At 39.2% G+C, this 24,873-nt stretch carries 27 protein-coding genes; 5 read left to right on the plus strand and 22 right to left on the minus strand.

The window, feature by feature from the left end:
• Nucleotide 1: 1 nt before the first annotated feature.
• The 21 genes from BLR27_RS07040 to BLR27_RS07145 form a co-directional block, all read right to left on the minus strand.
• Nucleotides 2–772: a polysaccharide deacetylase family protein gene (locus BLR27_RS07040; RefSeq protein WP_090702672.1), complete on the minus strand. Its 771-nt coding sequence runs from the start codon at nucleotides 770–772 to the stop codon at nucleotides 2–4.
• On the minus strand, nucleotides 769–1,713 hold the full coding sequence (locus BLR27_RS07045; RefSeq protein ID WP_090702675.1) for a glycosyltransferase family 2 protein: 945 nt from the start codon (nucleotides 1,711–1,713) through the stop codon (nucleotides 769–771). The genes BLR27_RS07040 and BLR27_RS07045 overlap by 4 nt, the downstream gene beginning before the upstream one ends.
• Complete coding sequence (locus BLR27_RS07050) at nucleotides 1,700–2,827, minus strand: glycosyltransferase family 87 protein (RefSeq protein ID WP_090702895.1); 1,128 nt, start codon at nucleotides 2,825–2,827, stop codon at nucleotides 1,700–1,702. The genes BLR27_RS07045 and BLR27_RS07050 overlap by 14 nt, the downstream gene beginning before the upstream one ends.
• A gap of 352 nt (nucleotides 2,828–3,179) precedes the next feature.
• Nucleotides 3,180–3,587, minus strand: a complete 408-nt coding sequence (locus BLR27_RS07055) for an OsmC family protein (protein WP_090702678.1) — start codon at nucleotides 3,585–3,587, stop codon at nucleotides 3,180–3,182.
• A 5-nt stretch (nucleotides 3,588–3,592) separates the two neighbouring features.
• On the minus strand, nucleotides 3,593–4,477 hold the full coding sequence (locus BLR27_RS07060) for a pirin family protein (protein ID WP_090702682.1): 885 nt from the start codon (nucleotides 4,475–4,477) through the stop codon (nucleotides 3,593–3,595).
• Between the two features lie 21 nt (nucleotides 4,478–4,498).
• Nucleotides 4,499–5,209 carry a pirin family protein gene (locus BLR27_RS07065; protein ID WP_090702685.1) on the minus strand — a complete coding sequence of 237 codons (711 nt, stop codon included), beginning with the start codon at nucleotides 5,207–5,209 and terminating at the stop codon, nucleotides 4,499–4,501.
• Between the two features lie 18 nt (nucleotides 5,210–5,227).
• On the minus strand, nucleotides 5,228–6,019 hold the full coding sequence (locus BLR27_RS07070; RefSeq protein WP_090702688.1) for an SDR family oxidoreductase: 792 nt from the start codon (nucleotides 6,017–6,019) through the stop codon (nucleotides 5,228–5,230).
• Nucleotides 6,020–6,092: 73 nt separating this feature from the next.
• Nucleotides 6,093–6,629, minus strand: coding sequence for a YceI family protein (locus BLR27_RS07075; RefSeq protein WP_090702691.1), 537 nt, complete (start codon nucleotides 6,627–6,629; stop codon nucleotides 6,093–6,095).
• 109 nt (nucleotides 6,630–6,738) lie between these two features.
• On the minus strand, nucleotides 6,739–7,326 hold the full coding sequence (locus BLR27_RS07080; RefSeq protein ID WP_090702694.1) for a Crp/Fnr family transcriptional regulator: 588 nt from the start codon (nucleotides 7,324–7,326) through the stop codon (nucleotides 6,739–6,741).
• Nucleotides 7,327–7,349: 23 nt separating this feature from the next.
• Nucleotides 7,350–8,135 carry a pseudouridylate synthase gene (locus BLR27_RS07085; RefSeq protein WP_090702697.1) on the minus strand — a complete coding sequence of 262 codons (786 nt, stop codon included), beginning with the start codon at nucleotides 8,133–8,135 and terminating at the stop codon, nucleotides 7,350–7,352.
• A gap of 104 nt (nucleotides 8,136–8,239) precedes the next feature.
• Complete coding sequence (locus BLR27_RS07090; RefSeq protein ID WP_090702699.1) at nucleotides 8,240–8,773, minus strand: peroxiredoxin family protein; 534 nt, start codon at nucleotides 8,771–8,773, stop codon at nucleotides 8,240–8,242.
• A gap of 73 nt (nucleotides 8,774–8,846) precedes the next feature.
• The gene (locus tag BLR27_RS07095; RefSeq protein WP_090702703.1) at nucleotides 8,847–9,752 is read right to left on the minus strand and encodes a prohibitin family protein; all 906 of its coding nucleotides are present in this window, start codon (nucleotides 9,750–9,752) and stop codon (nucleotides 8,847–8,849) included.
• A gap of 543 nt (nucleotides 9,753–10,295) precedes the next feature.
• Nucleotides 10,296–10,634 carry a DoxX family protein gene (locus tag BLR27_RS07105; RefSeq protein WP_090702708.1) on the minus strand — a complete coding sequence of 113 codons (339 nt, stop codon included), beginning with the start codon at nucleotides 10,632–10,634 and terminating at the stop codon, nucleotides 10,296–10,298.
• Nucleotides 10,634–10,981, minus strand: a complete 348-nt coding sequence (locus BLR27_RS07110; RefSeq protein ID WP_090702712.1) for a DoxX family protein — start codon at nucleotides 10,979–10,981, stop codon at nucleotides 10,634–10,636. Before BLR27_RS07110 ends, BLR27_RS07105 begins: the two co-directional genes overlap by 1 nt.
• A 185-nt stretch (nucleotides 10,982–11,166) precedes the next feature.
• The gene (locus BLR27_RS07115) at nucleotides 11,167–11,640 is read right to left on the minus strand and encodes a nuclear transport factor 2 family protein (RefSeq protein WP_090702715.1); all 474 of its coding nucleotides are present in this window, start codon (nucleotides 11,638–11,640) and stop codon (nucleotides 11,167–11,169) included.
• Nucleotides 11,641–11,876: 236 nt separating this feature from the next.
• Nucleotides 11,877–12,371: a YybH family protein gene (locus tag BLR27_RS07120; protein WP_090702717.1), complete on the minus strand. Its 495-nt coding sequence runs from the start codon at nucleotides 12,369–12,371 to the stop codon at nucleotides 11,877–11,879.
• Nucleotides 12,372–12,547: 176 nt separating this feature from the next.
• Nucleotides 12,548–13,606: a porin gene (locus tag BLR27_RS07125; RefSeq protein ID WP_090702898.1), complete on the minus strand. Its 1,059-nt coding sequence runs from the start codon at nucleotides 13,604–13,606 to the stop codon at nucleotides 12,548–12,550.
• A 90-nt stretch (nucleotides 13,607–13,696) separates the two neighbouring features.
• Entirely contained in the window at nucleotides 13,697–14,986 is a 1,290-nt protein-coding gene (locus tag BLR27_RS07130; RefSeq protein WP_090702720.1) for an amidohydrolase family protein, read from the minus strand.
• 368 nt (nucleotides 14,987–15,354) lie between these two features.
• Nucleotides 15,355–16,326: an SRPBCC domain-containing protein gene (locus BLR27_RS18720; RefSeq protein ID WP_090702722.1), complete on the minus strand. Its 972-nt coding sequence runs from the start codon at nucleotides 16,324–16,326 to the stop codon at nucleotides 15,355–15,357.
• Nucleotides 16,316–16,642: an ArsR/SmtB family transcription factor gene (locus tag BLR27_RS07140; RefSeq protein WP_090702725.1), complete on the minus strand. Its 327-nt coding sequence runs from the start codon at nucleotides 16,640–16,642 to the stop codon at nucleotides 16,316–16,318. Before BLR27_RS07140 ends, BLR27_RS18720 begins: the two co-directional genes overlap by 11 nt.
• Before the next feature lie 68 nt (nucleotides 16,643–16,710).
• On the minus strand, nucleotides 16,711–18,111 hold the full coding sequence (locus BLR27_RS07145) for an APC family permease (protein WP_090702729.1): 1,401 nt from the start codon (nucleotides 18,109–18,111) through the stop codon (nucleotides 16,711–16,713).
• A 223-nt stretch (nucleotides 18,112–18,334) separates the two neighbouring features.
• Here BLR27_RS07145 and BLR27_RS07150 point away from each other — a divergent pair, with 223 nt between their 5' ends.
• Together BLR27_RS07150 and BLR27_RS07155 are read left to right on the plus strand one after the other, a co-directional pair.
• Complete coding sequence (locus BLR27_RS07150; RefSeq protein WP_143007714.1) at nucleotides 18,335–18,964, plus strand: hypothetical protein; 630 nt, start codon at nucleotides 18,335–18,337, stop codon at nucleotides 18,962–18,964.
• A gap of 444 nt (nucleotides 18,965–19,408) precedes the next feature.
• Nucleotides 19,409–19,894, plus strand: a complete 486-nt coding sequence (locus BLR27_RS07155) for a hypothetical protein (RefSeq protein ID WP_090702735.1) — start codon at nucleotides 19,409–19,411, stop codon at nucleotides 19,892–19,894.
• A 296-nt stretch (nucleotides 19,895–20,190) separates the two neighbouring features.
• Here the strand turns inward: BLR27_RS07155 and BLR27_RS07165 are convergent, their stop codons facing one another.
• A complete protein-coding gene (locus tag BLR27_RS07165) occupies nucleotides 20,191–21,336 on the minus strand; it encodes a retroviral-like aspartic protease family protein (protein ID WP_090702743.1) in 1,146 nt (381 codons plus the stop codon).
• A 598-nt stretch (nucleotides 21,337–21,934) separates the two neighbouring features.
• Between BLR27_RS07165 and BLR27_RS07170 the strand changes: the two genes are divergently transcribed.
• Genes BLR27_RS07170 through argC form a run of 3 tightly spaced genes read left to right on the plus strand, consistent with a single transcriptional unit; the run spans nucleotide 21,935 to nucleotide 24,841 of the window.
• Nucleotides 21,935–22,660 carry a GNAT family N-acetyltransferase gene (locus BLR27_RS07170; RefSeq protein ID WP_090702746.1) on the plus strand — a complete coding sequence of 242 codons (726 nt, stop codon included), beginning with the start codon at nucleotides 21,935–21,937 and terminating at the stop codon, nucleotides 22,658–22,660.
• Nucleotides 22,661–22,663: 3 nt separating this feature from the next.
• Nucleotides 22,664–23,854, plus strand: coding sequence for an argininosuccinate synthase (gene argG, locus BLR27_RS07175; protein WP_176767632.1), 1,191 nt, complete (start codon nucleotides 22,664–22,666; stop codon nucleotides 23,852–23,854).
• 3 nt (nucleotides 23,855–23,857) lie between these two features.
• Nucleotides 23,858–24,841 (plus strand): N-acetyl-gamma-glutamyl-phosphate reductase, encoded by a 984-nt coding sequence (gene argC / locus BLR27_RS07180; RefSeq protein WP_090702754.1) that lies wholly within the window; start codon nucleotides 23,858–23,860, stop codon nucleotides 24,839–24,841.
• The last annotated feature ends 32 nt before the right edge of the window (nucleotides 24,842–24,873 follow it).

Raw genomic sequence — 24,873 nt, forward strand, 5'->3', positions numbered from 1 at the left:
ATCAATTTTGAATAAAATCTGATAGTGTGCTGAAGGTGTAATTCTTTCGTTTTAAATCACCAATAAATAGATCCATTCTTTCGATCATTTTTATTCCTGAGTTTTTACTCACATATCCGGGGAAGCCAAATCGATTTTTATCTTTCAGATCGGTGAATTCCCAGGGGTGGAAATAGATGTTCAGGTAGCCATCCTTTTTATAGGTTCTTTTGGCGAGCCATGTATAAATTCGGAGTGGCAGATTATGAAAAGATAGCCAGAACAGGGGGAAGCGCAATACAGGACTAACAGAGGCCGGGATTTGCCATATGCCAGCCTCTTTAAAACGTGTTCTTGGCCGGCCTAAATTATTATACCGTCCGGGCAGCCAGGTCGGGTTGATGGAAGAATTATACAGATAGCCGGCTTTTCTGACTTCATTTTCATCAACAGGCTTCATTCTGGGCATTCTAAATCCGCTTATTTCCTGCGATGAAATCTCCTGAAGGGCTTTTCTGGATGTTGCAAGATGTGCCGGCTCAAATGCTGAATGGAAATAACCATGCGAAGCCAGCTCATGTCCGCTTTTGATTAATCGTTTGATCACATCAGGAGCATTTTGTGCAAAGATTACCGTACTGAAAAAGGTAGCTTTTACCTCATGTTTTTCCAGAATATCTAGAATATGGTTGGTTCCTCTTATGGATATCTCCATCTGGTCCTGAAATGATATTTCTTTTCCATATTCCAGAGGCATATCAAACTCCTCTATATCAAAACTAAGAAGAATCAAGACAGCTGTTCTTTAATATTAGTGGAACGAATGATATAATTTGGCCTGTTCTTTACCTGCATGAACATCTTACCGATATAGATTCCGATGATCCCTAAAATGATCAGTTTCAATCCGCCAAAGAATACAATTGTCATGATTATAGATGCCCAACCTGAAACCTCCTTCCCGGTATGAAAAGCATGTATCACATAGGGGATATAGAGAAGAGACAGGAAGGAGAGTGTAAAACCAAGATAGATAGCTGCATATAAGGGTTTGACAGAAAAGGAGGTTACTCCCTGAAGTGCAAATTTTATCATTTTTTTTATGCTGTATTTACTTTTTCCGCAGTGGCGGGCACATGGAGCATATTCTACAGAGGTTTGCTTAAAACCTATCCATTTAAAGAGGCCTCTCAGAAAGGGTTCATTCTCATGAAAATTCCGGATCACAGAAACTACTTTTCTATCGAGTAATCTGAAATCTGCAGATCCTGTTTCCAGCTCCACGTCAGACAGGCTGTTTAATGTCTTATAGAAGAGTTTTGATGATATTCGCTTCGCCATTGGAAGTTTTTTGTCCTCTAAACGAATGGTATAAACCACTTCAAAGCCTTTTTCCCATTTTGCCAATAATTCTGGTAAGAGTTCCGGTGGATGCTGAAGGTCGCAGTCCATACTGATCACACAATCGCCTTTCGCATTATCAAGACCAGCCTTCAAGGCAAGCTGATGACCGAAATTTCTGGAAAATTCAATAAAAAAAATGTTGTCACTTTGGGGAATAAGTTTATCAATTGTTTCCATGGTAGTATCTGTGCAACCATCGGCTACAAGGATAATTTCATAGGAGTAATGGAGATTACTGAAAACTTTTTCTATCTCCGAACATATTCTTACAATGTTTTCTGATTCATTGAATGCGGGTATTACTATAGAGACTAACTTATTCGATACCATAGTTTTTGTAATTCTTGAAATCCAATTTTAACATTTGATAAATTATTGTGAACCAGATCAACACACAAGGAAGCGCTTTGAGTGAATATGGTTTGATATACTGATCGCGAATGAACTTTGGGAATAGGTCTGAAGGAGACATACTGGTTAAAATAAATGCGAAAACGAATAAAAAGATGATTCCTTTATTTTTAGGTGAAGGCTGGATCATGAACCAGATCGCAACACCCGCAAAGGCTATGATATAGGTTGGCGACTCAGAGCCGGAACTAAAGATCACTGTAAATATTAAAACGGAGGATAAGAGCATCAGTCGGAAAGGTGTATGCTTGAACTGGTCTATTCTTGTATATGGCAGAAGGAATAAAAGTAATCCTCCGGCGAGGAAAGGAAGATTTGGAATGCTTGCATCCTGCATCACCCGTCGTACGATTCCCATCAATGAGATGTCCTGCATGGATGTTAAAGAGGCATTATGCATATTTTTTTCAGTAAGCGAACTGTACCAGTCGGCATAAGATCTGATCACATAATCAGTTGATGACAGCATGGCTGGCAGGATCAATAGAACAGCAATGGAGGCTATGCCTGAGAAAATGAACCTCCACTTATTCCTGCTGAAAAAGAAAAATGCCAGTCCTACTATTCCATACAGTTTTATAAGGGTCCCTAAGGCGATGACAAAGGCCGATTTTGCTTCTTTCTGACTGATCAGATAGGAGAAGCTAAGCATAATCAGGCCAGTCAATCCAACATTGAACTGGAAGCTTAATAAGGCTACCAGAGCTTCATGGGCACAGACCAGGGCTATGATGGACCTTGTTCTTATGGGTAAGGGCAGACTGTAAAAGCCCAGGCACAGAATGAGCGCATTGGCAATATTCCAGAGTGAAGTTCCAAGGGCATCAGGTAATAACGCGAAGGGAGCAATGATCAGAGCGAAAACGGGACCGTAATGATTTGAATCGCCATATTCAAGGGGGTATTCTTCATAGAGCGACTTTTCTTCCAGGCTATGCAGAAAGGTATATTTAAAAATCTTATAGTTGTTATAGTGACCGCGTGTGTATTGCTTGATGCCCGTGACCAGGGCAATAGCAATGAACAGAGACATAACAAATCTCTTATCTAATAAAATCGTAATGATCCTTTTGATTTTTTCTGAATTCACCTTATAAAAACTCTAATCTGTAAAATTTCCATTTTAGTTAAAATCAAAAGGTTTAATTGTAATTGAAATATTACACTATCTAAAAGTAGAAATATTTTTAAGAATTCACAGGAAAAGAGTTTTTTATAACAGTAGTGGATGAGGACCGCTGGTTTTAATTTGAATGTTTTATTTTGCTGATGCCTATCATTAAAGTAAAATACAGGCTATTTAACAAAATAGCCCATAGCGATGGACTTGAGTCTTTAACTACGAGCAACTCAATCAAAGGTGTCATAAATTAGTAGAGTATTCTTTAAACTTTATTATTCACCTCCTGTGTCAGGATCTCTATGGGGTTGCTCAATAACTTATGGACAGGGCATGCATTGGCAATTGCGATCAGTCTTGCCCTTTGCTCTTCACTTAAGTTGCCGATCAGTTCAATTTTTCTTGAGATATCAGTTTGGCTTCGGGCTTCACTCTGTTTTACCTCAATTTCCAGATTTACTTCCTGCAGTTCCCAGGCTTTCCTATCGGCATACATACGCAGGGTTGCAGATGTGCAAGCAGCCAGTGCGGCACCAATCAGTTCTAATGGTGAAAATCCTGCATTCTGACCACCTGATGAAACAGGTTCATCAGCTATGATTATATTTCCTCCCGGCGACCAGATCTTAACTTTGTATAATTCCTTGCCGATATGAGATCTAACTGAAGCCATATAATTTATTTTTTGATTCTTGATGGGTAGGGAACAAATTCATTTTCTTCTCCCTTTATTTTCGGGAATTTTTGTGCGATCCATTTTTCGCGTGCTTCCGCAAGTGTTTCTTTACTGCTGCTTACAAAATTCCAGTCGATAAAACGTTCTTCAGGGAAAACCTCTCCACCAAAGATATAAATGACAGTGTTTGCTTCCATAACGAATTCGCAAATTGAACTGTCCTTCGCAACTAAAAGCTGTTTAGGCTGGTAGGTATTTCCATCGCTTTCAATGCTTCCTTCAAGAATATACAATCCCGCTTCTCCATATAGTTCATGTCCGATCGTAATGGTTTGTCGTTTACTGCTCTTAATTTCAAGCATATACAATTTACTAAAAACCGGAACTGCAGACCTTCTGCCAAATGCCTCTCCTGCTATAAGCTTAAAATCAATATCTCCCTCAGTCCAGGAGGGGATCTGTGTACTGTCAATATGAAAGAATTCAGGCTCCATCTGCTCGAGTTCTTTAGGTAAGGCAACCCATATTTGCAGTCCATGCATATGTTTTTCAGAATGACGCAGGTATTCTGGTGTACGTTCAGAATGAACTATTCCTTTTCCCGCTGTCATCCAGTTTACTGCTCCCGGCATGATCTCGACTTCGTTCCCGAGGCTATCCCTGTGCATGATGCTTCCCTCAAATAGAAATGTGAGAGTGGAAAGTCCGATATGTGGATGAGGTAAAACATCGAAATTTTCGCGTTCAGACATTTTTATCGGTCCCATATGGTCGATGAAGATAAAGGGACCGACCATTCTTTTCTCGCGGAATGGAAGTAAACGGCCAACCAGGAAGTTTCCTATGCTGGCTGCCCGTTCCTCGATAATCATTTCAATTGTTGACATAAACAGATCTTATTTATTTTTTCAGGCCATTGGTACTTCCATCAATAGTATCTCTGCATCTGAGTTAGCACTGATCGTAAATTTATCAATATCCCAGATGCCAAAACCATCTCGGGTATTCAGTTTTTGGTCATTGATGTTTACATCCCCGCTAAGAATGAAAGCATAAACGCCATTTCCTGTACCATTTATTGCGTAATCAGTATTGAACCCTTTGTCCAGTTTACCTAAGTGAAACCAGGCATTCTGCTGGATCCAAACTCCCGGATCTTTGGGATCAGGACTCAGGATCTGCTGGAGTTTGTTGTGTCGGTCTTCCGGATTTAAAGTGATCTGATCGTAGCGGGGTTGTACATTTCTTTTGTTTGGAAGTACCCAGATCTGTAAGAATTTTACACCTTTATCAGCGTTTTTGTTGTACTCGCTATGCGTAATACCTGTTCCGGCACTCATTACCTGTATATCACCCTTTTTGATCACAGTTTTATTGCCCATGCTGTCTTTATGTTCCAGATCACCCTCCAATGGAATAGAAATAATTTCCATGTTGTCGTGAGGGTGGGCTCCGAATCCCATTCCTGCATCTACACTATCGTCATTTAACACTCTCAGAGCACCAAAGTTCATTCGTTCCGGATTATAATATCCGGCAAAGCTGAAGCTATGTTTACTATGCAGCCAGCCGTGATTTGCATCACCACGGGTATCGGCCTTATGAAGTACTGTTTTCATTGTTCTTGTATTGTAAAATTAAACAAAACCGTAACTGTTTGACTGCCCGCCATCAATGGCTATTGTTTGTCCGCTTACATAAGAACAATCCTCGCTCATTAAAAATACAACAAGTTTGCCAACCTCTTCAGGCAATCCCAGGCGTTTTGTTGGGTTAAACTGTGCATATTCGGTTTCTGCTTTTTTCGGATCAGCTGGATTGATCTCTCTGAAAGCTTCGGCAACCATTGGGGTAAGGATCGCTCCCGGGGCAATGGCATTTGTTAAGATACCATATCTGCTGTATTCCAAAGCTGCATTTTTGGTAATTCCGCTAACAGCATGTTTGGTTGCAACATAGGGAGTTTGATTCATAACACCACGTATTCCACCAACAGATGCCACATTTACTATGCGACCATAGTTCTGTTTTTGCATGACCGGAATAATGTAGCGCATACCGTAATAAACTCCCATCAGGTTAATGTCTATCACTTTTTTGAATACATCTAAATCATAATCGGCTAAGAGCGCCTGTTTGCCTTCAATTCCGGCATTATTATAAAATCCATCAATTCGTCCATAGGTTTTTACGGTTTCATCAACATAGGCCTTTACTGCCTCTTCTTTTGAAACATCAGCAACAAGTGTTAGAACTTTTGCTTCAGGGTAAGCTTTTAGTATGCTTGTTTTTGCATCTTCCAAAGCTTTGGCATTATAGTCTATCAGACTAAGTTTTGCGCCTTCCTTTGCAGCCTCAATAGCAGTAGCTAATCCCAGTCCCATACCGGCACCGGTAATTACAATGATCTTATTCTCTAATTTTTTCATGATCGTTATATTTTGTTCATTCAATGAATAAAAGGACGTTTGTTCAAATTATTTATCGGATGAAGGTTTAAAATTATGCTTGTTTTACAAACTGTACTTCAGCGTTGATCCTAACCTCCTCGCTGACCATTACTCCACCGGCCTCAAGTGCTGCATTCCAGTTCAATCCCCAGTCTTTTCTGTTGATCTTCCCGCTGAGCGAAAAACCTGCTTTTTCATTTCCATAAGGATCTTTCATCAATCCGCCGAATTCAACATCGAAGGAAACCTCCTTAGAAACATCTTTGATTGTTAGCATTCCTTTTAACTGGTAGTTATCCTCATCAAGTTTTGTAAAAGATGTACCCTCAAAGCTTAGTTCTTTATAGGTTGCTGCATCAAAAAAATCGGCACTTTGTAAATGTGCATCACGGTCGGTATTATTGGTAAAGATCGATGAAGCATCAATGTTTGCCTTAACTTTAGCTTTACTAAAGTCTGTTCCAACGGAGGTGATGCTTGCATTAAAATTTCTGAATTCACCTTTAACATTGGTGATCATAAGGTGCTTTACCTTGAACACGATCTCACTATGCGTAGGGTCTAAAACCCAGGATGTTTGGTTTTCCATTTTCTTATTTTATTGTTGTGAAACTTTTTTAGTTGTTTTGACAATACAAAGGTCGAACAAACTCAAAGGCTTATTGTTCACATAGGTTAATAAATGAAATGGCTTGTTTTTATTTAGAATGCCCCTTTTCATTGCGGATCCGGCTCAGCGACTGGGGTTTTATTCCCAGATAGGAGGCAATTAGGTATTGTGGGATGCGCTGGATAAAATCAGGGTGAAGTTTAGAAAATTCATGGTAACGATGCTCTGCATCTTCACTATTTGTTTTTGCGAGACGATACTGCTGTGAAATGAAGGCATTCTGGATCAGAATTCTGAAAAAATGCTCAAAATGATGATTGCTATTGCAGATATTCTCAAAATTTTCTCTGTTCAGCACTAAAATTTTGCTTGGTTCCAGGGTTTCTATTGAATAAATGCCTGGTTTTCCTGAGAAAAAACTGAAATGGTCAGTAATCCAATATCCCTCCAGTGCAAACTGCATGGCATGCTTTTCACCATGTTCGTTGACAAAATAGCTATAGGCTGATCCTTTCAGAATAAAGTAGACGTATTTACAGTGTTCTCCTTCTTCTGCCAGAAATGATTTTTTATCAAAAGTACGGGTAAATAAATAGCTGCTGAAGAGCTCAAATTCCTCATCCTTTACCAGTTTTCCGATAGTTCGCTGAATATTTTGTCTGAGTAGATCCTCCATTTAACTCAAATTAGGCATTTATATTATTTATTGCAATCTATTCCATCCAGCATATGTGCCAGAATTGGCTGACATTTTTCTTTACAGCAGGGATAATAATTTGTATGCTTCCATTGAGCTGACTTTGGCGATTTTCCCCACCAGAATTCTGCAATGGCCAGTGGTTTCATTTGATGCTGAAAAGCATACTGCAAAAGTTTTGGCCCTGCACATTCGCCTGCCCCTGCAGGTGGATTTTTATAAGATGCAGCCTTAAAAATTTCATTCAGGCTCTTTATTTCTCCTCTTTGATTCAGAAAATTATAGTGATTGAAGAGTTCATTTTGCAGGGTATTAGAATGGATTTTTCTGTTTTTTTTAAGAAGGCTGATCTTTTCTTTTTGATCTTCTTCCATCAATACTTCAGCTTCTTTGATCTCTTTATTCATGCGGTTTAGCTCCGCCATTCCATCGTTAAGGAAGCTATCCTGATGAAGACTGTCATAAACCGGCGGTACAAATTTGGAATGATGATTTCCTCCTGCCAGTTTACCAGAAAATGCGGCAAGGTATCCCAGTTCATTTTTTGAATTTTGAACAGCTAAAACACCGAACATCTTGCCAATTATACTTCCTTCCTGTCCCGGACTTAGGCCAAAATTATGTTCCCAATCTTTCTGATTGCTAAGATATGCCTGTAATTGCTTTGCAGCTAGGAGGCATAGGGGATGAGGTTTATTATCCTTCAGGAAACTAAACCGCTCAGGCACTTCTGTTGAACTGCTAAATGGTGTGAAGAATGGATCCTGAGAATCTGTTGTTGGAGACAAATTTTATGGTTGATGGCTTTATTATTCCAGCGGGACAAATATATTAAACCTGATCCGCCAGATAAATTTTACTTATTGAATGATTTACATTTCAGGACAATCATTTATTTTTTACTTAAGTCATTTACCCTGGCAGCTAATTGCTCAAATGATAAGCGGTCACTGTTATTCTTTCCTACATAACGATAAACTTCTTTGCCATTTGGCCCGAAAAGGATGGTTGCCGGATAATGTACCAGCTGATTATGAAATTTATAGCCATCAGGAATGTTCAGCTGTTTAGCCAGCTGGGCATCCGGATCACGGTAGATTGGAAAGTTTTTCAGGTCTTCAGAGGCCAGCTTTCCCGACCAGGATCTGATCTCCAGCTCACTGTCAGGCTTAATAAATACCTGTACTACATTTTTAAGAGTTTTTGCTTTGCTGAAATAGTCCTGAGTATGGCGAATACAATATGGACATTCTGTTTTAAGCAGGAAATGGAGGGCAACGAATTTGCCTTTTTCTTTGCTTAATACAAACTGACGGTCATCTGTTGCTGAACTAAGTCTGATGATTGCCGGCACCTGAGCTTGCACTATTGAACTAATAACAGATATTAAAAAGAGTATGGTTAAAATGCTGTATTTCACTTTCATAAAACAATTTTTATTTTGAAAATCGATGTTTGACAAGGTCAATTTCAAATCTGCCAACTCAGAAGCACTTAAATTAATTTCCTCCTAATATGATTGGTGCATTTTTACCGCTTCCCATGATGATTACCTTAGTGTTTGGCGAAAGTGCAATTTCCTTCTGAGCCTTAATCGTTTCATATTGGAGCTGTTTATCGCTTAAACCTGTAGACAAGATCCGTTGGTAATCTGCGATACCCTGAGCTTCAACTCTTTTTCGTTCTGCTTCCTGTCTTTCTTTTTGGAGCACAAAGGTCATTTTCTGGGCATCCTGCTCTGCATTGATTTTTGACTCAATCGTCGTTTTTACCGATGCGGGTAAAGTAATATTTCTGACCAGCAGCTGCTCAAGTTCAAGTCCGCGTTTTGAAAAGCTTTTATTTATCGTATTAAATATTTTATTCTGAAATTCATCTCGTTTGCTTGAATAAAGTGCAACAGCATCATAAGAAACCGCATTATCTCTGATGGCGGTACGTGCAATTGGTCTAACGATTTTATCCAGATAGTCTGTTCCGATTGTGCGGAGAATTTCAGGTGCAGAAGAAGGATTGACTTTAAATAACACGGAAAGATCGATGATCACTTCCAGTCCGTCAGCAGAAAGAACCCTGATAGCATCATCAGCAGCAGATCCTTCTGAATCATTCACACCCGACATGGTATAATTTTGAGTCTTAACGTCAAAGGTGGTAACCTTCATCATAGGGTTTACAATATTCAAACCACTATACAAGACATCACTATTAACTTTTCCGAAAAGTGTTTTAACTCCAACTTCACCTGATTCGACCACTTTAAACATCGAAAAAGATGCGCCGATTATTACTAATATGATTGCTCCAATACGGGTTATAGTGCTGAATCTTGCTGCAGGGCCGTCCTGTGAGGCCATAAAAAAACTGGCAATAATGGCGAAAATTCCAATGATAATTAAAAACATGATTGCTGGTTTTAGGTTTTTACTAATTTAAGCTAAATGATTAGCTAATTGAAAAGTTAATATCATTTGAGGAATCAGTTCTGTGAAAATTACTCACCGGAGACAAACAACATAAAAAAGAAAAATCACGATCATGCGAAAGTTTTTGTGCCATTAAAGAGGATTTTATACTCCCTCAAAATCCTCTTCCTGGCAAATAAGAGATACATAAGTCCTGCTATGTAGTTCAATACAATTAAACTTATTGTCCACATGATCTTCTCGAACATATTTATTCTGTTTGAATGGTATATTTCCTTAAGAGCCATAATGATGTATGTCAGGGTTAATGGAAGTATGACTATAATTAATAGGTTTCGGCCTGGTAAGTTCATAAAACCCATTATGATTTGTGCAAATAGCAATGTCAGGCTAAGGAGAAATGCTGTTTTAAACATGGTATGGATTGTTCATATTAATACACCTGATTAATAAATATATCCTTTTTATATGTTTTATTTCTACCCAGCGCTGAAGATCCCTTGTAGCTGAAAATTATTCTGATTACAGCCCTGAATAGAACAGGTAACTGTTTAACATGAAATAGGATAGAGCCGGTAACGATTGCCAGAAGCCATCTTTGATCTTCAGCCTGACACTAAAGCCAAATAACATTAAGATTGATAATCCTGCAGATGAAATTAATAGAATTGGATGAACCAGAAGTCCGACAATTAGTCCAATTCCTCCCAGCATCTGTAAAATACTCGTTAGTAAAGCAAATTTCTCCAGTCCATAGCGTTTGAATTCATCCTTCATATGACCGGAAGTGTAAAAGCTTAAACCATAGAATAGAAAAGAGAGTGCTGAAAACCAGGTAAGGATTAGATCTATCACATTCATTAAGTGATGATCTCAGCATGAAATCCGGCAATAAATAGAGAGATTATGAGAAGGATAAATGAGGGGATATGTTTCGAAATTGGATTTTTAATTTTGAAATGTGCAAGCTGTGCACAAATCATTAAAAATGCCATTAAAAGTGCAGAATAAAGCACCAGGTCCGGATACCAGATTCCAGCAATTAATAAGGTAGCCAGTGCTATTTTAGAAGCACCAACGATGTTTCTGATCAGATCTGGCAGACCATATTGCTTAAATTCCAGAACAATGTTATCGAATCTGAAGATCCAGACATAGGCTACAGATAAAGCAAGCAAGAGCTGGGCAATAATTACTAAATTTTCCATGTTATTGTATTTGATGTTCTCAGGTCTATTGGCTTTCAGGTTTATGCCCTTCTGAGCCAGAATAAATTAGTCTATATTTTTTCGTCAGGATTGATTCCTTTTTGGAATTAATTTAAAGCAGAGTGAAGGTATATATAGTATATGAATAATTTACCTGCTGATGATTTATTAAAATGTCATGTAAATCAATGGTCGTAGCTCACTACTCTGGAGATCTTCCATAGTCCGTCTTTTTTCTGCCAGATCATCAGAAATTTGAAGGTTCCGACCTCCTCTTTGCCGTTTTCAAAATGACGAAATTGATGTGACCCGATCTGAATTGCACCATAGCCTTTTATTGGATGGACTTCCAGGCTTCCTTTTACTAATTCCCTGCTGAGCTTATTTTCATTCCGGAAGGTATTCCCGAAATTTTCAAATACAGTTTTGTAGGATATAAGTCCGCCGTTATCCTGAAACCATTCCAGATCCTCAGTGAACATTGCCTTGAATGTAACCATATCCTGCTTATTGAAGGCATTGAACATAATACTATCGGCACGTTCAATTTCTTTATATAATTCCTGAGATGTGACAGCAACTTTCTTTTCCTGTGCAGCGACAGACATCGTCATTAAAACTGCTAATAATATAGTGTGGAATATAACTTTCAATTTCATGGGAATTATTTTTGTTATGATGAACAAAGGTTTGCATTTGTTACGCAGCTAATCCCTTAATTGTTGAATCTTTAGCATCCATGGTTATTGCCATACTCATAGTCATTTATTAAGAATTCAATAGGATGCCAGCAGAGATAAATTTTGACCCGCAAAAAAGATGGAGCCGGCGCTAAAGACTCCATCTAAATTTCTTAATGTTGGAAGGCACTGAAACTTCCAAAGCATTATCTCAATTACATAGCTGGTTTTGCCGGCATGGAGCTTACGCTCATATCACGAATACATATATATTTACCATCACGCTTTTCGAAAACTGACATAAAATGTCCCTTATCTACTTCTTTACCGGCTGTATCTGTTTTTGTCCAGGTCCCAACTTCAACTGCCTGCATTCCTTCTGCAAAAACATCAACTATGGAGTACGAATAAACATCGCCTGAAGTGTCATTAGCAATACGCGAAGCGATTTTTTCCTTGATTGCTGCTTTACCTACAGTTGGTTCTTCATTAGAACTATAATTTATTGCGTCATCGCTGTAATAGGCGGCGATTGCATCCGCATCTTTGGCTTTTTCTCCAGCTGCGTAGCCATCTTCTAATTTCTGAATTTCAACTTTAACTGAATCCAGATTTAATGCAGTTTCCGGAGCTTTTGTAGTGTTCGTGCAGGATGCAAAAAGGAAGGCCGAAATTGCAAAAAATGCGGTTAATTGTGTTTTGATTTTCATAATATTTCGTTTAGGTTAATTAAAATATTATAGAAGGTAATAATAAAATTATTGATAATCAGCTGTTTATAAAATAATTAAAATATTTTATAGGTCAAAATATAAATACAGTATAGGTTTTAGTTAAAACTATTTCAATCATATTTTCTGCATACTGTCTTGCTATTTATTCTGCATCAGAATTTAAGTACTATATTCGAAGTAAGTGAATAGTTCTTGCTAGAATTGTTACTGAACTCCCTTTCTCCTGCATGGTAGACCTTGCCTTCGATCCTGAATTGAAGTTTTTTGCTTATTTGATAGTCGAAATTGCCCGAAATGCCTGATACTCTTAGCCCATAAAGAGTATTTGTTGCAATGATGATGCGGTTCTTATCGTTGTAATATTCTCCCCGTATGGCCAGTTTAATCTGCTTACTGGCCGAATATCTCATAATCAATACCGGCGAATACCAGATTCCGTAATCGCTGCTGTTGTATTTGTCGTTGCCTATATCAAAACCGGCAATCATGCCAAGTTTTTTGCTCATATCAAATTGCATATATAGATTATGAAATGTTCTTATTGCACTATAATTATTTTGAATGTCTGTACCCGTGAAGTTGCTATAGTTCAGAAGTAATTTTTCGGAAGGCTTATAGTTTACCTGGATACCAAATGAAGGCTTTTGAACTAAATTAAGTTTCTTAACTCTTTGCCATCCGTTTAAAACCAAAAATGCCAGATTGAGATTTCCTTTTTTTGTTGAATAGCTTAGTTTGATCCCTGTTTCGTAATAGGGAGAATTTTCAGCCAGAATACTTCTGGTTAGAGTCCAGCAGTCGGCACTGATTGCACTTTCAAATCCAATATGGGAAGGCAGGATGCCTGCATCTAACCATAAGTTATTTTCCTTTGATAATTTAACCCCAATATTGGCTTCATACAGATGTCGGGCCCAGGCTGGCTCTGCACTAAGATTGTATCTTGAATAATTACCTGCCATTAAACCCAGATTTGCCCTGATATTTGTGGCCGAATAATTTGTTTTAAACAGAATGAGGTTTGCATTAATCTCATTATGCCTTTTGTGATTATAAATAAAATTCGGTTTTTCATGATTTGCAGGTTTCGCAAAATCATAGCTGTAGTATAATTCAGCATAGGCACTAAATGTCAGATTTTTCAGCGAGTCATTCTGGGCAAATATGCTGGCCGACTGAAGAATAAAAACGATCAATAATATTATTTTCATTTGACCTGGTTTCATCTTCATCTGGATTCAGGCTTTCCTATACTTTATTTACGGTTTTTGAATGATTTTTTCAAAACAGACGACATGGATTTATCGGACAAATACACCGTTTATCATCACTTTCTCAATATTTCTCATCACTTTGATATCTTCCAGTGGATTTCCTTTCACCAGGATCAGATCAGCGAGCTTTCCTTTTTCGATGCTACCTAAGTAATTATCAATCCTGAAGAAACGTGCATTTTCCATGGTGGCGGCATGAATGACCGCTGCGTTTGATATTCCGCTTTCCACAAAAAGCTCCATCTCCCGCTGATAAGCCCAACCTTTTTCGGCATATGGGACCATTGAATGTGAACCAACTACAATATTTACCCCCTCTTTTTGAAGTTTTGCCGTTAGTTTCATCATCTTATCGAATCCTTTCAGCTTGATGCTGTCAATGGTGCCCGGTCCGGACTGGTATTCAAAAACTGCCAGGGTCGGACTTACAAATGTGCCTTTTCTGACGAGAAAGCGGGTTAGGCTGTCTGCCGCCGGAGAGTTTAAATCAATTGCTGCCCAGGATTCATAGCGGCCTTGTTTCCGGTAATTATTATCGGCAAGCATACCCTGACGATATTTTTCGGCCTCGCGTTTTGGTGTGAGTGACAATCCGAATGAAGTAATGTGTTCAATTCCATCCAGGCCAGCTTCAATGGCATGTTTCGCTTCAGTAATTTCCAAATGTCCGGTAACCGGAATCCCGCGTTTATGCGCCGCATCGGTGATCGCTTTTATCATTCCTGGTGGCGTTCTGAAATAGATCTTAATAACTGTAGAGCCCTGATCCGCAACTTCGTTCACTTGTCTGACTGCTTCTGCTTCATCACGAACAACATAGGCATCATTAGGGTATGCAGGTGGCGAACCATCCAGATGCGGACCGCTTAAAAAAAGTCTTGGATTGTACTTGCCGGATTTTCGTACCTGATCATACACTTCGATCCATAGTCCGGGATCACGAATTGAAGTAATGCCATTTTGCAGAAATATTGAGGGAAGGTCTTCTGCACCATCGATGTGGAAATGTGAATCTATAAGGCCAGGTAAAAGTGACATGCCTTTTCCCTGAATGATTTTAGCTCCCTCAGGGATCTGAATACTTTTTGATGGTCCTGCTGCAATAATTTTATCCCCTTTAACCAGCACTGAAGCATTTGGAATCGCTTTTCCACCATTCCCGTCAATCAGATTAACATCGACTATGGCTATGGTCCCGGTTCCCCGGGGTAACTCAGCCTCATTAAGTGGTTTGATAGTTTTTTGTACTGGTTTTTGTGCGAAAAGTGCGGTTGCCAGAAATATAAGTACAAGAAGCAGGATGAGTAAGCGTTTCATGCAGCGTTGGTTTTAGGTTTTATGTTTTGGAAAAATAAAGATAATCCGGAGTATAATTATGGGTTGACCAATATTTTTGCGGGTTTATTTTTCTTCAGTCTTTGTAATTTTTTTAAAACCATAATTGTAGTTAAGATGTACAAAATGACCCGAATCTTAGAATACCATTCCGTTTTGTCTTTACCTGCTTTAATTGAGAATTTATAATCTATTTTTAATCAAATAGTTGCAGTGATACTGAATAGCTAAATTTAGAATCTAATTCTTTTATATTTCTTATAAGTAAGATCCAAAAATAATTTGGATACTGAAATCCTTAATTATTTCATAGGGATTATCTTCCTATGAAATAATTGATTCACGTTGAATTAGCCGTTTTTGGTGTTATAGTTTACCATCCAATTGATGCCATATCTATCTGAGAAACTTCCAAAGTAAGCTCCCCAGAACATGTCCTGCAATGGCATAGTAATATTTCCACCAGCTGATAGTTCTTCGAAAATCCGCTTCGTTTCTTCCTTCGTTTCTGGCTCTAATGATATATGCATATTATTCCCCTGAATTACGGTAAATCCCATTTCTTTTGGAGCATCAGTCCCCATAAGGATATGATTGCCTGTTATTGGTAATTCAATGTGAATCACCATGTTTTTTACAGCATCAGCTATAGGCGGATGATCTGCATCGGCTGGCAAATCCCCAAATCGCTGGATACCATTTCCGCTAAATTCTGTTTTAAATACTGATTTGTAAAATAAGAATGCTTCTTCTGTATTTCCGGCAAAGTTCAGGTAAGTACAGACTCTTTCTTTGTTGTTGGTACGTAACTCGTTCCTGAGTTTGAACTGTGTTTCAAGATATTGATCAAGATTACTCAATGCCGCAGTGAAGCCTTCTTTGAATCCTAACTGGATGATCTTTTCCAGATCAGTAAGCTCCTTATATTCTACTACAATATCTACGGTGGTCTTATCCGCATTTTCGCTGAATGAACTCGTCCAGAGAGAACGCGGGAATTCTATATTGATATTCCCGTCCTCATCGCAAAAAGCGTCTAATCCCGAAAAACTTTTCAGGATATCTATATTTTTATAATCAGCCCTGCACCAGTGTACTGTACCTTCAGGCCCTATCATCGAATAAAACCAGGAACCGCCTTCCCTGAAGTCCATCGATTTCGTTTTTGTCTTATAAGGTTTAGGCGCCCACCACAGGTCGAGTAGTTCGGGTTTTGTCCAGCAATCCCAGACTAATCCAATGTTCGCTGCAAATTCTCTCTTAATTTCAACGGTTTTGTTTTCCTTATTTATGGAAAAATTGAATAATAGATTATTGTTCATTTTCTCTATTTTTTAATGTTAACAATACATTATCAAGTTCGATGAAACGGTTTTCCCAGATCTTTCTGAACTTTTCAAGCCATTCATCAATTTCTTTCATTTTGCTGATTTCAAGTTGATAGTAAATTTCTCTGCCCTGTACTTCCTGTTTTACAAGCTGGCACTCATTCAGAATCCGTAAATGTTTGGAAATAGCTTGCCGGCTGGTGTCAAAGTGTTCTGCAAGTGCATTGGGTGTCATTGCCTGCAGGGCAATAAGTCCGATAATAGCCCTTCTGGTAGGGTCGGCAATAGCCTGAAAAACATCTCTTCTCATTTATTAAACTATTTTATGAAATCAATCGGTTGCAAATATACGCAACTATTCGGTTTCGCAAAATATTTTTAAGCAGTTTTTTGTTTTTTGAAATAATAATAAACCGGAACACCGCTGAAAATAAACAACAATCCTACTAAGGACTGTTCGGGCTGGACCCATATTGTATTGATGCTTAGCACAATAGAAAAAAATAACAAAGCGAGGGGAATAAAGGGATACCCGACAACTCTTGTTTTGATTGTTCCGTTTCTTTTTAGTTTAAGTACTGCAAATGCCAGCAGTCCGTAAAAAATGAAGTTCAGAAAAATCACCATGTTGGTGAGGATCTCAAATGAACCCGAAATGAGCAATACAATACTAAAGATCATCATGTAGATCAGGGATATATGTGGTGTCCTGAATTTTGGATGCACCTTTTGCAAATGACTGAAAAGAAAACCTTCCTGGGCCATGCGATAGAATTTTCGCGGGGCGGTGACAACATTACTATTCAGTGCACCGAAAACACAGATGACAAGCAGGATCACAAGCATTACCTTCCCATAGGTTCCGAGTAAGGTTTCAGCTACAACTAATGCTCCGATCTGATTCTCGTCAACAGCTCTGAGCTGATCAAGAGAGAGCACATTCATGTAAGAATAATTAAGTAAGGTATACATCAAGGCAACCAGTGATAAGCCGATCATCAGCGCCAGGGGTAGATTACGTTTGGGATTAATGATCTCGCCTGAGATATTGGTGGCTGTTTCCCACCCATTATATGCCCAGAATGCACTTAACATGGCCGCAAAGAATGCACTGAAAAATAACATCCCGGATGGTTCCTGAACGGTATCGATCAGACTGCTTTCATTCAGCACTTCGGGACCTGTATAACTAATGCCCACAACGATAAGCACAAGAATCCCTCCAATTTTTGCGCTTGTTATGATGGAGTTGAACACCCCGCTTTCACGGGATCCTAAAGAATTGATCCCTGTAAGAACCATAATGGCCGCAATTCCGGCCAGCTTCACTCCTGAATTGGCGAAGGGGAAAATAAAACCTAAAATAGAAAAGTCTTTCCAGGCATCTAAGGGATTTGCTAATAGGAAAAAGGAATTTATAATTTCTCCGAAGAGAAAGGCGAGTGCAGCAATGGCAGCGGGACTAATAATAATAAAATCGGCCCATCCTGAAACAAAAGCAAGAAAATTACCAAATGATAACCTGAAATATTCATAAAAGCCTCCGGATTCTTCGGTCAGTGAAGCTAAAGCACTCACGGTGAATGCACCAAACAAGCTGATCACACCCGCCAAAGCCCAGGCCATTAAGATCGAACTTTCATCCAATCCAGTTTGCGACATGGGTACGATCTTCTTAAATACCCCGCTCCCAATTACTATCCCGACTACCATTAATGTGCTCGCGAAAAGTCCTAATGTTCTCCTTAGTGATGCTTCAGGTTTTGTTTTTTCATTCATGGTATTTCCTTGATATTTTAAGATCTATTTCCTGGGTTTGATATAGTTCATAGCAACAAGATAATCAGGTATATACAAGCAATTTAGAAAATATGTTGGTGAAAATACCAACATAGGAGTAGAGATCACGCTTTGACCTGTCCATCAAATTGATTTTATACTAATTAAAGCTTACATTACATATGAGAAAAAGTATAATAGAATAACTAAACAATAAAATCATATGAAAACAATTTTTAAAGCCATCCGAATGCCTGTGATTTTTGCTTTTCTTTTTATACTTAGTGCATTCTCAACCAAAGAACAATATTATAAAGCGGAAGATACGGTAGATGTTATTTCGGCCGGTGCCTGGAATCCTTCAACGGTGCTGGAAGAAAAGTTGGAATTTTATAAGATCTACTATAAAAACCAGAACAGCAGTTTGGTCACATGGGTTGCAAACGACCAAATAAGCCCCAGCGAAGTAAGCACAAACCAAAATATCATTGAGAAGGAAGCTGCCATTTCAAAAAATACAGAGGAGATGATTGGGGATCTTCCTGAAATAATTGGAACGAGCTGGAGTCTTCTTAGTATTTATGAGAAAGGAGCCCAGCCAAAATATTTGCGCATCTTTCCCGAATATCTTTTCTGTAAAAATGGCCGTTGGGAATTACATTCAGATTCTAATTCTATGGGCCAGATGGGAACATATACTATTAAGGGGAATCAACTGATAACCATTCACGATGGGGCCGATAAATTAACCGGGAAGTATTCCATCACCTGGAATGCCACCGAAAAATATCTTGAACTGAATGATGGGAAACTGATTTTCAGATTGCGTTACCGGACAAAAACAAAGTGCTGATGCTTTCCTGTAAATGCTTACTATTTATTCATATTCCTTAAACGGTTAAACAATCAGTTATCAATACTTAAAGTATTTACTTCAAGGATAAGTCCTGCCCAATATTCACAATTCCAATGATTTCATTGTCTGCAAATAGTTTTGAGGGAATTTTCCCTAAACAGATATTTTTGCGTTAATCAATATTTTCAATATTCATTTTTAGTTTCCAATTTAAAAGTCTTTCAGTTTCTCCAATTTTCACAAACATATTTTTTTCTAGCACTTTGAAAGATGCACTATTAGTTTTGTCTGTTGAAGCAGTTATTGTTTTTGCTTTTCAACCCTTTCGATAATTATTTTTACAATTGCCCTTCTAGCTTTACCCTCAAAACTGATACAAATCTTCAAACCTTTCCCCTTCTGGCAGGGTTTCTGCTTTCATTAATTAAAATATAAAATAGTATGAAAAAGCTCATTAATAGTACCCTAATTTTTGCGTTTGCAGCAATTTTGTTAACTGCCTGTTCAGCTAGCAAGACAGCGGTAAATACACAGCAGGTATCCCGTTCGGATGTTTCGGGCAAATGGACTGTTAATAACGTCAGCCTGGATGGTTTTCCGGCAGGCTATTCAGTAAGGAATGTATTTGATATGGCTGCTTACGGAGATTTCCAGGGAAGTACCTGGGACCTGAACGGAAACGGAACAGGATCGATCAGTTTAACCAACGGAGCGGTACAGCCTATTTACTGGTCGGTTAATAAATCCGGCGCAGTGCATACCTTCCAGTTCAAGAAACTGGCCGATGGTCAGAAGCCGAAAGAGGTAACCACCGGTTATTCACTGCAATTTGGAGATGTTTCAGGCGGTACAGCGGTATTCAAAACGCCGGTTAGTTTACCCGGGGGACAAACCGCTTATATCAATTTCAGTTTCGCCAAGCAGTAATTGCGGATCATGTCCGCAATGAATGAAGCAGGATCAGGCTGGGGCGGACAATTATGGAAGTTATGTCTTTATTGAGGGTGTCATTGCGGGCTTGACCCGCAATCCCCTTAATCCGGCAAAGTTTGAAACCTGGTGGGTACTTCATGGCAGCCATTATCAGGTTCGGGCTATGTCCCTGATGCTATTAAATTGTAATATTTAATCCCCTGCTATTATTAACCCCTGGGTAACCGGAGCCATCCTGCCGGCAGGTCAATCAATTAAATTATAAAAAAAGCCAGCTTTGATTTAACTTATTAAAGCAGAAGGTCTCCTCTTTTGATTAAAATTTCTATCCCATCTATTTTTTTGATAGTCAGTTCAGAGTTTTTATACTGGTACATCCAGAGCAGAAAATCACAATCATCTTTAAAGTCTGCAGGAATCTTGCCGTTAACTGACAAGATCACATCGCCTATCTGCAATGGGCTTGCTGAAGAATTGATGCCGGTATATATATCCGAAACAGTGAATTTTCCATTTTTCATGCTCAGCCGTGCATCCAATGCAGGAATATATGGTTCATGAGTTTCACGGGGCAACAGGTAATATTTGCTTTCGCTATGGTTCAGGATCGCGATCCTGGAAAAATTTCTGAAGAATTTGATGCCTAGTTTTGTTTCTGCTGCTTCACTTATGGAGGCCAGGACCTGATGATAAGCCACATTAGTAAATCGGACACTATCCAGAAGAAAATTGCTTTTCTCAGCCGCTTTATTCAGTCCATGCAATCCCATACTTGCCGTGATGTAAGGGTTTACCTTGTTCAGTTTCTTTTTCTCTGCAAGTATAAGTTGCCCATCGGGATTAGCGATATGGATATCAAATACACCATTAAAACCCATATCAATAAGGCAGTCGGTGTAATTAGTATTGTTCAACTTAAAATTCACATAAGGCCTGTTTCCACGATAGAAAATTGGCCAGGTCTGCATTTTATCTGTTGAGACAAAAGGCGCTTCAGAGAGAAAGATCAAATTCTGATCAAAATCTATTTTCCAATTGAATTTTTTAATGAAATCCTGCCCCAAAAGTACCAGATTGGCGCAATATAGATAGGGCATATCGGCAGAGACTCCCTTAACTTTAGTGATGTGATGACTGCCAACTCCCAGATCATCAAAAACGATATTCTGTAATTTAGTTACATTCTGATTGGCATCTGTTATCCCTTTTTTACCTCCTTTTTCACGAATAGAAAATGCCATATCTGACTTAGAATTTGATACCGTGATAGCAGCGCCTGTATCAAATGCGAAATCAGCTTCAACACCGTTTACCGTGCCTTTAAATACAAGCAGAAGTTTATCAAGGGTAAAAGGGATGGTGTCGATCCGCTTGCTTTGTGCGCTGGAATCAAGAGACAGTAAAAAAAAGAAAAGGGCGAATAGGTATTTCTGCATGGATGCGTTATTATATGGATCGGGTCAGCAACGAAACTAAGCAAATTCCTAAATCCAACCCTCTCTTTTTTGTTAAATATATTAACTGTTGATTAATAGCATGATGTGTATTGTCAACTATTATTGTCCTGGATTGAAGGGGCAATTAGGCAACCTTAAAATTGGATCCAATTAGTATTGGAACTTGCTATGCTACGCCTGCTTACTGTGGGGGAGGTGGATTGCAATGACAAAACAGTATTAAAAAATTGTAATATTATCCCCTCACTATTGCAGATTTCAGTATTTTTTTTGTTTTTTTGTAAAAAATTTCAATAACACTTATACTATTAACAATGAATAGTTTAAACTACCAGGCCAATACAGGATCATTAACCCAAACGGGTTATATGAGGGGTATTGTTTGTAGTAATTTCAGGCCTGAGAAGTTAGTGTTGCGTTTCCGACGACCCTTTATGCCGCGGACTTGAATCTTGGCATTAATCCCTAGGTAACCGGAGCCTTCCTGCCGGCAGATCAATCAATTAGATTATTCACAAAAGGAAAGAAAAAACGTTTCTTTTTTCCGATTCAAAACCGGATTTTTTTCTTTAAATCAATGAAAGAAAACGAGTTTGTTGTCATCCCGGCAACAGAAGACCATATTAAATACGCAGAGCAGATATGTGATGAGATGGCAGAATCTGCCAAAGCCAGGGGTACGGGCATAGCCAGAAGAACTCCTGATTATATCACTCAAAAAATGCTGGAAGGCAAGGCGGTCATCGCCCTGCACCTCGATGGAACCTGGGCTGGCTTTTGCTATATCGAAACCTGGAGTCATGGAACTTTCGTTGCCAATTCAGGGCTGATCGTTAACCCGCAATTTCGTAACAGAGGTCTTGCCAAAATGATCAAGAAGACCGTCTTTGAACTCTCCAGACAGAAATACCCTGTAGCAAAGATCTTCGGACTAACTACCGGACTAGCAGTAATGAAGATCAATTCGGAGCTTGGATATGAGCCTGTCACCTATTCAGAGCTTACCCAGGATGAAGATTTCTGGAAAGGCTGCCAGAGCTGTGTTAACTATGATATCCTCATGAGTAAGGATCGCAAGAACTGTATGTGTACTGCCATGCTTTGGGATCCTGAAGAAAAGGCCAGAGAGATCGAGCAGAAAATGAAGGAGGCAGAAGAGTTGAAAAACAAAGCTGCTGAAGAACATTTGAGCAAAGTGGCTCGCAAGCAAACGCTTTTTGAGCGCATAGAAGAGAAATTACGCAACTCATTGAAAATGGTTGTAACTATAGGTGCATTATTCGTTAAACTTTTACAAAATTAAATGATGAAGAAGAAGGTGGTTTTAGCTTTCAGCGGAGGTTTAGATACTTCCTTTTGCTGTATTTACTTATCCAGAGATCGTGACATGGAAGTACATTCTGTGATCGTGAATACCGGTGGTTTTTCTGAAGAAGAGCTTAAGCAGATTGAGCAGCGTGCTTATGCCCTGGGTGTTACTTCTCATGCAGTAGTTGACGAAACGCTGAACTATTACGAAAGCTGTATCAAATATCTGATCTATGGCAATGTGCTCAAGAATGCAACTTATCCGCTTTCAGTGAGTGCTGAGCGTGTGAGTCAGGCTACTGCAATTGCTAAATATGTGAATATGATCGGCGCTGATTATGTGGCTCATGGTAGTACCGGAGCTGGAAATGATCAGGTACGTTTTGATATGATCTTTAATATCATGATCCCCGGTGTGGAGATCATCACTCCGATTCGCGACCTTAAATTAAGCCGTGAAGCGGAGATCGAATACCTGAACAAACACGGTGTTGAATATACCGCCGAAAAGGCCAGATACTCGATCAATAAGGGAATCTGGGGAACATCCGTTGGAGGTAAAGAAACTCTTACGTCAAATCAAACTCTACCAGAGGAAGCATGGCCTACACAAGTGACCGAAACAGAAGAGTGTGATATTGAATTAACGTTCGAAAAGGGTGAATTGGTAGGTATCGATGGTCAGAATTTATCACCAGTGAAGGCTATCCAGAAATTACAGGAAATTGCTCAGCCTTATGGTGTCGGTCGTGATATCCACGTAGGTGATACCATTATCGGTATCAAGGGTCGTGTAGGTTTTGAGGCGGCTGCGCCTATGATCATTATCAAAGCGCATCATACTCTGGAGAAACATACCCTAACCAAATGGCAGCTGAGCTGGAAGGATCAGCTGGCAGCATTTTATGGCAACTGGCTGCATGAGGGACAGTTTCATGACCCTATCATGCGTAATATCGAAGCATTCCTTTCGGATACCCAGGATACCGTTTCAGGAAAAGTATTTGTTAAATTAAATCCTTATCGTTTCCAGATCATTGGTATTGAGTCTAAGCATGACCTGATGTCGAATAAATTCGGAAGCTACGGTGAAATGAATAATTCATGGTCGGGCGAGGATGTGAAAGGGTTTTCAAAGATCTTCGGTAACCAGACGATGATCTGGCATCGGGTAAACGATAATAAATAAGGAATGGAAGCTATCAGGATTGGAATTGCAGGTGGTGCCGGATATACCGGCGGAGAATTGCTCAGAATATTGATCAATCATCCTCATGCGGAAATAGTTTTTGTGCATAGCAACAGCAATGCAGGGAAGTTTGTTTCTGATGTGCATACCGACTTGTTTGGTGATACTGATCTTAAATTTACGAATAGCCTTTCGCAGGATATTGATGTTTTATTTCTCTGCGTGGGACATGGCGATGCAAGGAAATTCCTTGATGCCAACCATATCGTTGAACGTATTAAGGTTATTGACCTTTCTCAGGATTTCAGACTAAGTCAGAATTCAGTACATGGCAAGCGGGAATTTGTTTACGGTTTGCCGGAATTGAATAGAGAAGCAATCAAAAGTGCCAATAATATTGCCAATCCAGGTTGTTTTGCAACCTGCATCCAGATTGGATTGCTGCCATTGGCAGCATCCGGAAACCTGAATGCTGAGGTGCATATCAATGCTACAACGGGCTCAACCGGCGCAGGACAAAGTCCAGGTGCCACCACCCATTTTAGCTGGAGGAACAATAATCTTTCCATCTACAAGGCATTTGAGCATCAGCATTTGAATGAGATTGGCGAAAGTTTAATACAGTTACAAAAAGGCTTTGACAAGGAACTCTCTTTCATACCGCAAAGGGGTAATTTTACAAGAGGTATTCTGGCTGCAATTTATCTGGAAAGCGACCTGTCCCTGGAAGAAGCACAAAAGATCTATACCAACTATTATGCTTCTCATCCGTTTACGCACCTGAGCAAGAAGAACATTGACCTGAAGCAGGTGGTGAATACCAATAAAGCATTGGTTTACCTGGAAAAACATGGCGGTAAACTATTTATTATCAGCATTATAGATAATTTACTTAAAGGTGCCAGCGGGCATGCGGTACAGAATATGAATTTGATGTTTGGGTTGGATGAGATGGAAGGGTTGAGGTTGAAGGGGGCAGGTTTTTAAGGTAAAAGCTAAAAGCTGAAGGGTGAAAGGAG

The organism is Daejeonella rubra (assembly GCF_900103545.1).
GTDB classification, from domain to species: Bacteria; Bacteroidota; Bacteroidia; order Sphingobacteriales; family Sphingobacteriaceae; genus Daejeonella; species Daejeonella rubra.

Excerpts from the sequence above, each read along its gene's own strand:
- BLR27_RS18720 (WP_090702722.1), bottom strand. The coding sequence starts at position 16,326 with ATGAACAATAATCTATTATTCAATTTTTCCATAAATAAGGAAAACAAA.
- BLR27_RS07095 (WP_090702703.1), bottom strand. The coding sequence starts at position 9,752 with ATGTTTTTAATTATCATTGGAATTTTCGCCATTATTGCCAGTTTTTTT.
- BLR27_RS07130 (WP_090702720.1), bottom strand. The coding sequence starts at position 14,986 with ATGAAACGCTTACTCATCCTGCTTCTTGTACTTATATTTCTGGCAACC.
- BLR27_RS07150 (WP_143007714.1), top strand. The coding sequence starts at position 18,335 with ATGAAAACAATTTTTAAAGCCATCCGAATGCCTGTGATTTTTGCTTTT.
- BLR27_RS07070 (WP_090702688.1), bottom strand. The coding sequence starts at position 6,019 with ATGAAAAAATTAGAGAATAAGATCATTGTAATTACCGGTGCCGGTATG.
- BLR27_RS07115 (WP_090702715.1), bottom strand. The coding sequence starts at position 11,640 with ATGAAATTGAAAGTTATATTCCACACTATATTATTAGCAGTTTTAATG.
- BLR27_RS07110 (WP_090702712.1), bottom strand. The coding sequence starts at position 10,981 with ATGGAAAATTTAGTAATTATTGCCCAGCTCTTGCTTGCTTTATCTGTA.
- BLR27_RS07055 (WP_090702678.1), bottom strand. The coding sequence starts at position 3,587 with ATGGCTTCAGTTAGATCTCATATCGGCAAGGAATTATACAAAGTTAAG.
- BLR27_RS07075 (WP_090702691.1), bottom strand. The coding sequence starts at position 6,629 with ATGGAAAACCAAACATCCTGGGTTTTAGACCCTACGCATAGTGAGATC.
- BLR27_RS07090 (WP_090702699.1), bottom strand. The coding sequence starts at position 8,773 with ATGAAAGTGAAATACAGCATTTTAACCATACTCTTTTTAATATCTGTT.
- BLR27_RS07105 (WP_090702708.1), bottom strand. The coding sequence starts at position 10,634 with ATGAATGTGATAGATCTAATCCTTACCTGGTTTTCAGCACTCTCTTTT.
- BLR27_RS07120 (WP_090702717.1), bottom strand. The coding sequence starts at position 12,371 with ATGAAAATCAAAACACAATTAACCGCATTTTTTGCAATTTCGGCCTTC.
- BLR27_RS07065 (WP_090702685.1), bottom strand. The coding sequence starts at position 5,209 with ATGAAAACAGTACTTCATAAGGCCGATACCCGTGGTGATGCAAATCAC.
- BLR27_RS07145 (WP_090702729.1), bottom strand. The coding sequence starts at position 18,111 with ATGAATGAAAAAACAAAACCTGAAGCATCACTAAGGAGAACATTAGGA.
- BLR27_RS07080 (WP_090702694.1), bottom strand. The coding sequence starts at position 7,326 with ATGGAGGATCTACTCAGACAAAATATTCAGCGAACTATCGGAAAACTG.
- BLR27_RS07170 (WP_090702746.1), top strand. The coding sequence starts at position 21,935 with ATGAAAGAAAACGAGTTTGTTGTCATCCCGGCAACAGAAGACCATATT.
- argC (WP_090702754.1), top strand. The coding sequence starts at position 23,858 with ATGGAAGCTATCAGGATTGGAATTGCAGGTGGTGCCGGATATACCGGC.
- BLR27_RS07140 (WP_090702725.1), bottom strand. The coding sequence starts at position 16,642 with ATGAGAAGAGATGTTTTTCAGGCTATTGCCGACCCTACCAGAAGGGCT.
- BLR27_RS07045 (WP_090702675.1), bottom strand. The coding sequence starts at position 1,713 with ATGGTATCGAATAAGTTAGTCTCTATAGTAATACCCGCATTCAATGAA.
- BLR27_RS07165 (WP_090702743.1), bottom strand. The coding sequence starts at position 21,336 with ATGCAGAAATACCTATTCGCCCTTTTCTTTTTTTTACTGTCTCTTGAT.
- BLR27_RS07050 (WP_090702895.1), bottom strand. The coding sequence starts at position 2,827 with ATGTCTCTGTTCATTGCTATTGCCCTGGTCACGGGCATCAAGCAATAC.
- BLR27_RS07155 (WP_090702735.1), top strand. The coding sequence starts at position 19,409 with ATGAAAAAGCTCATTAATAGTACCCTAATTTTTGCGTTTGCAGCAATT.
- BLR27_RS07125 (WP_090702898.1), bottom strand. The coding sequence starts at position 13,606 with ATGAAAATAATATTATTGATCGTTTTTATTCTTCAGTCGGCCAGCATA.
- argG (WP_176767632.1), top strand. The coding sequence starts at position 22,664 with ATGAAGAAGAAGGTGGTTTTAGCTTTCAGCGGAGGTTTAGATACTTCC.
- BLR27_RS07060 (WP_090702682.1), bottom strand. The coding sequence starts at position 4,477 with ATGTCAACAATTGAAATGATTATCGAGGAACGGGCAGCCAGCATAGGA.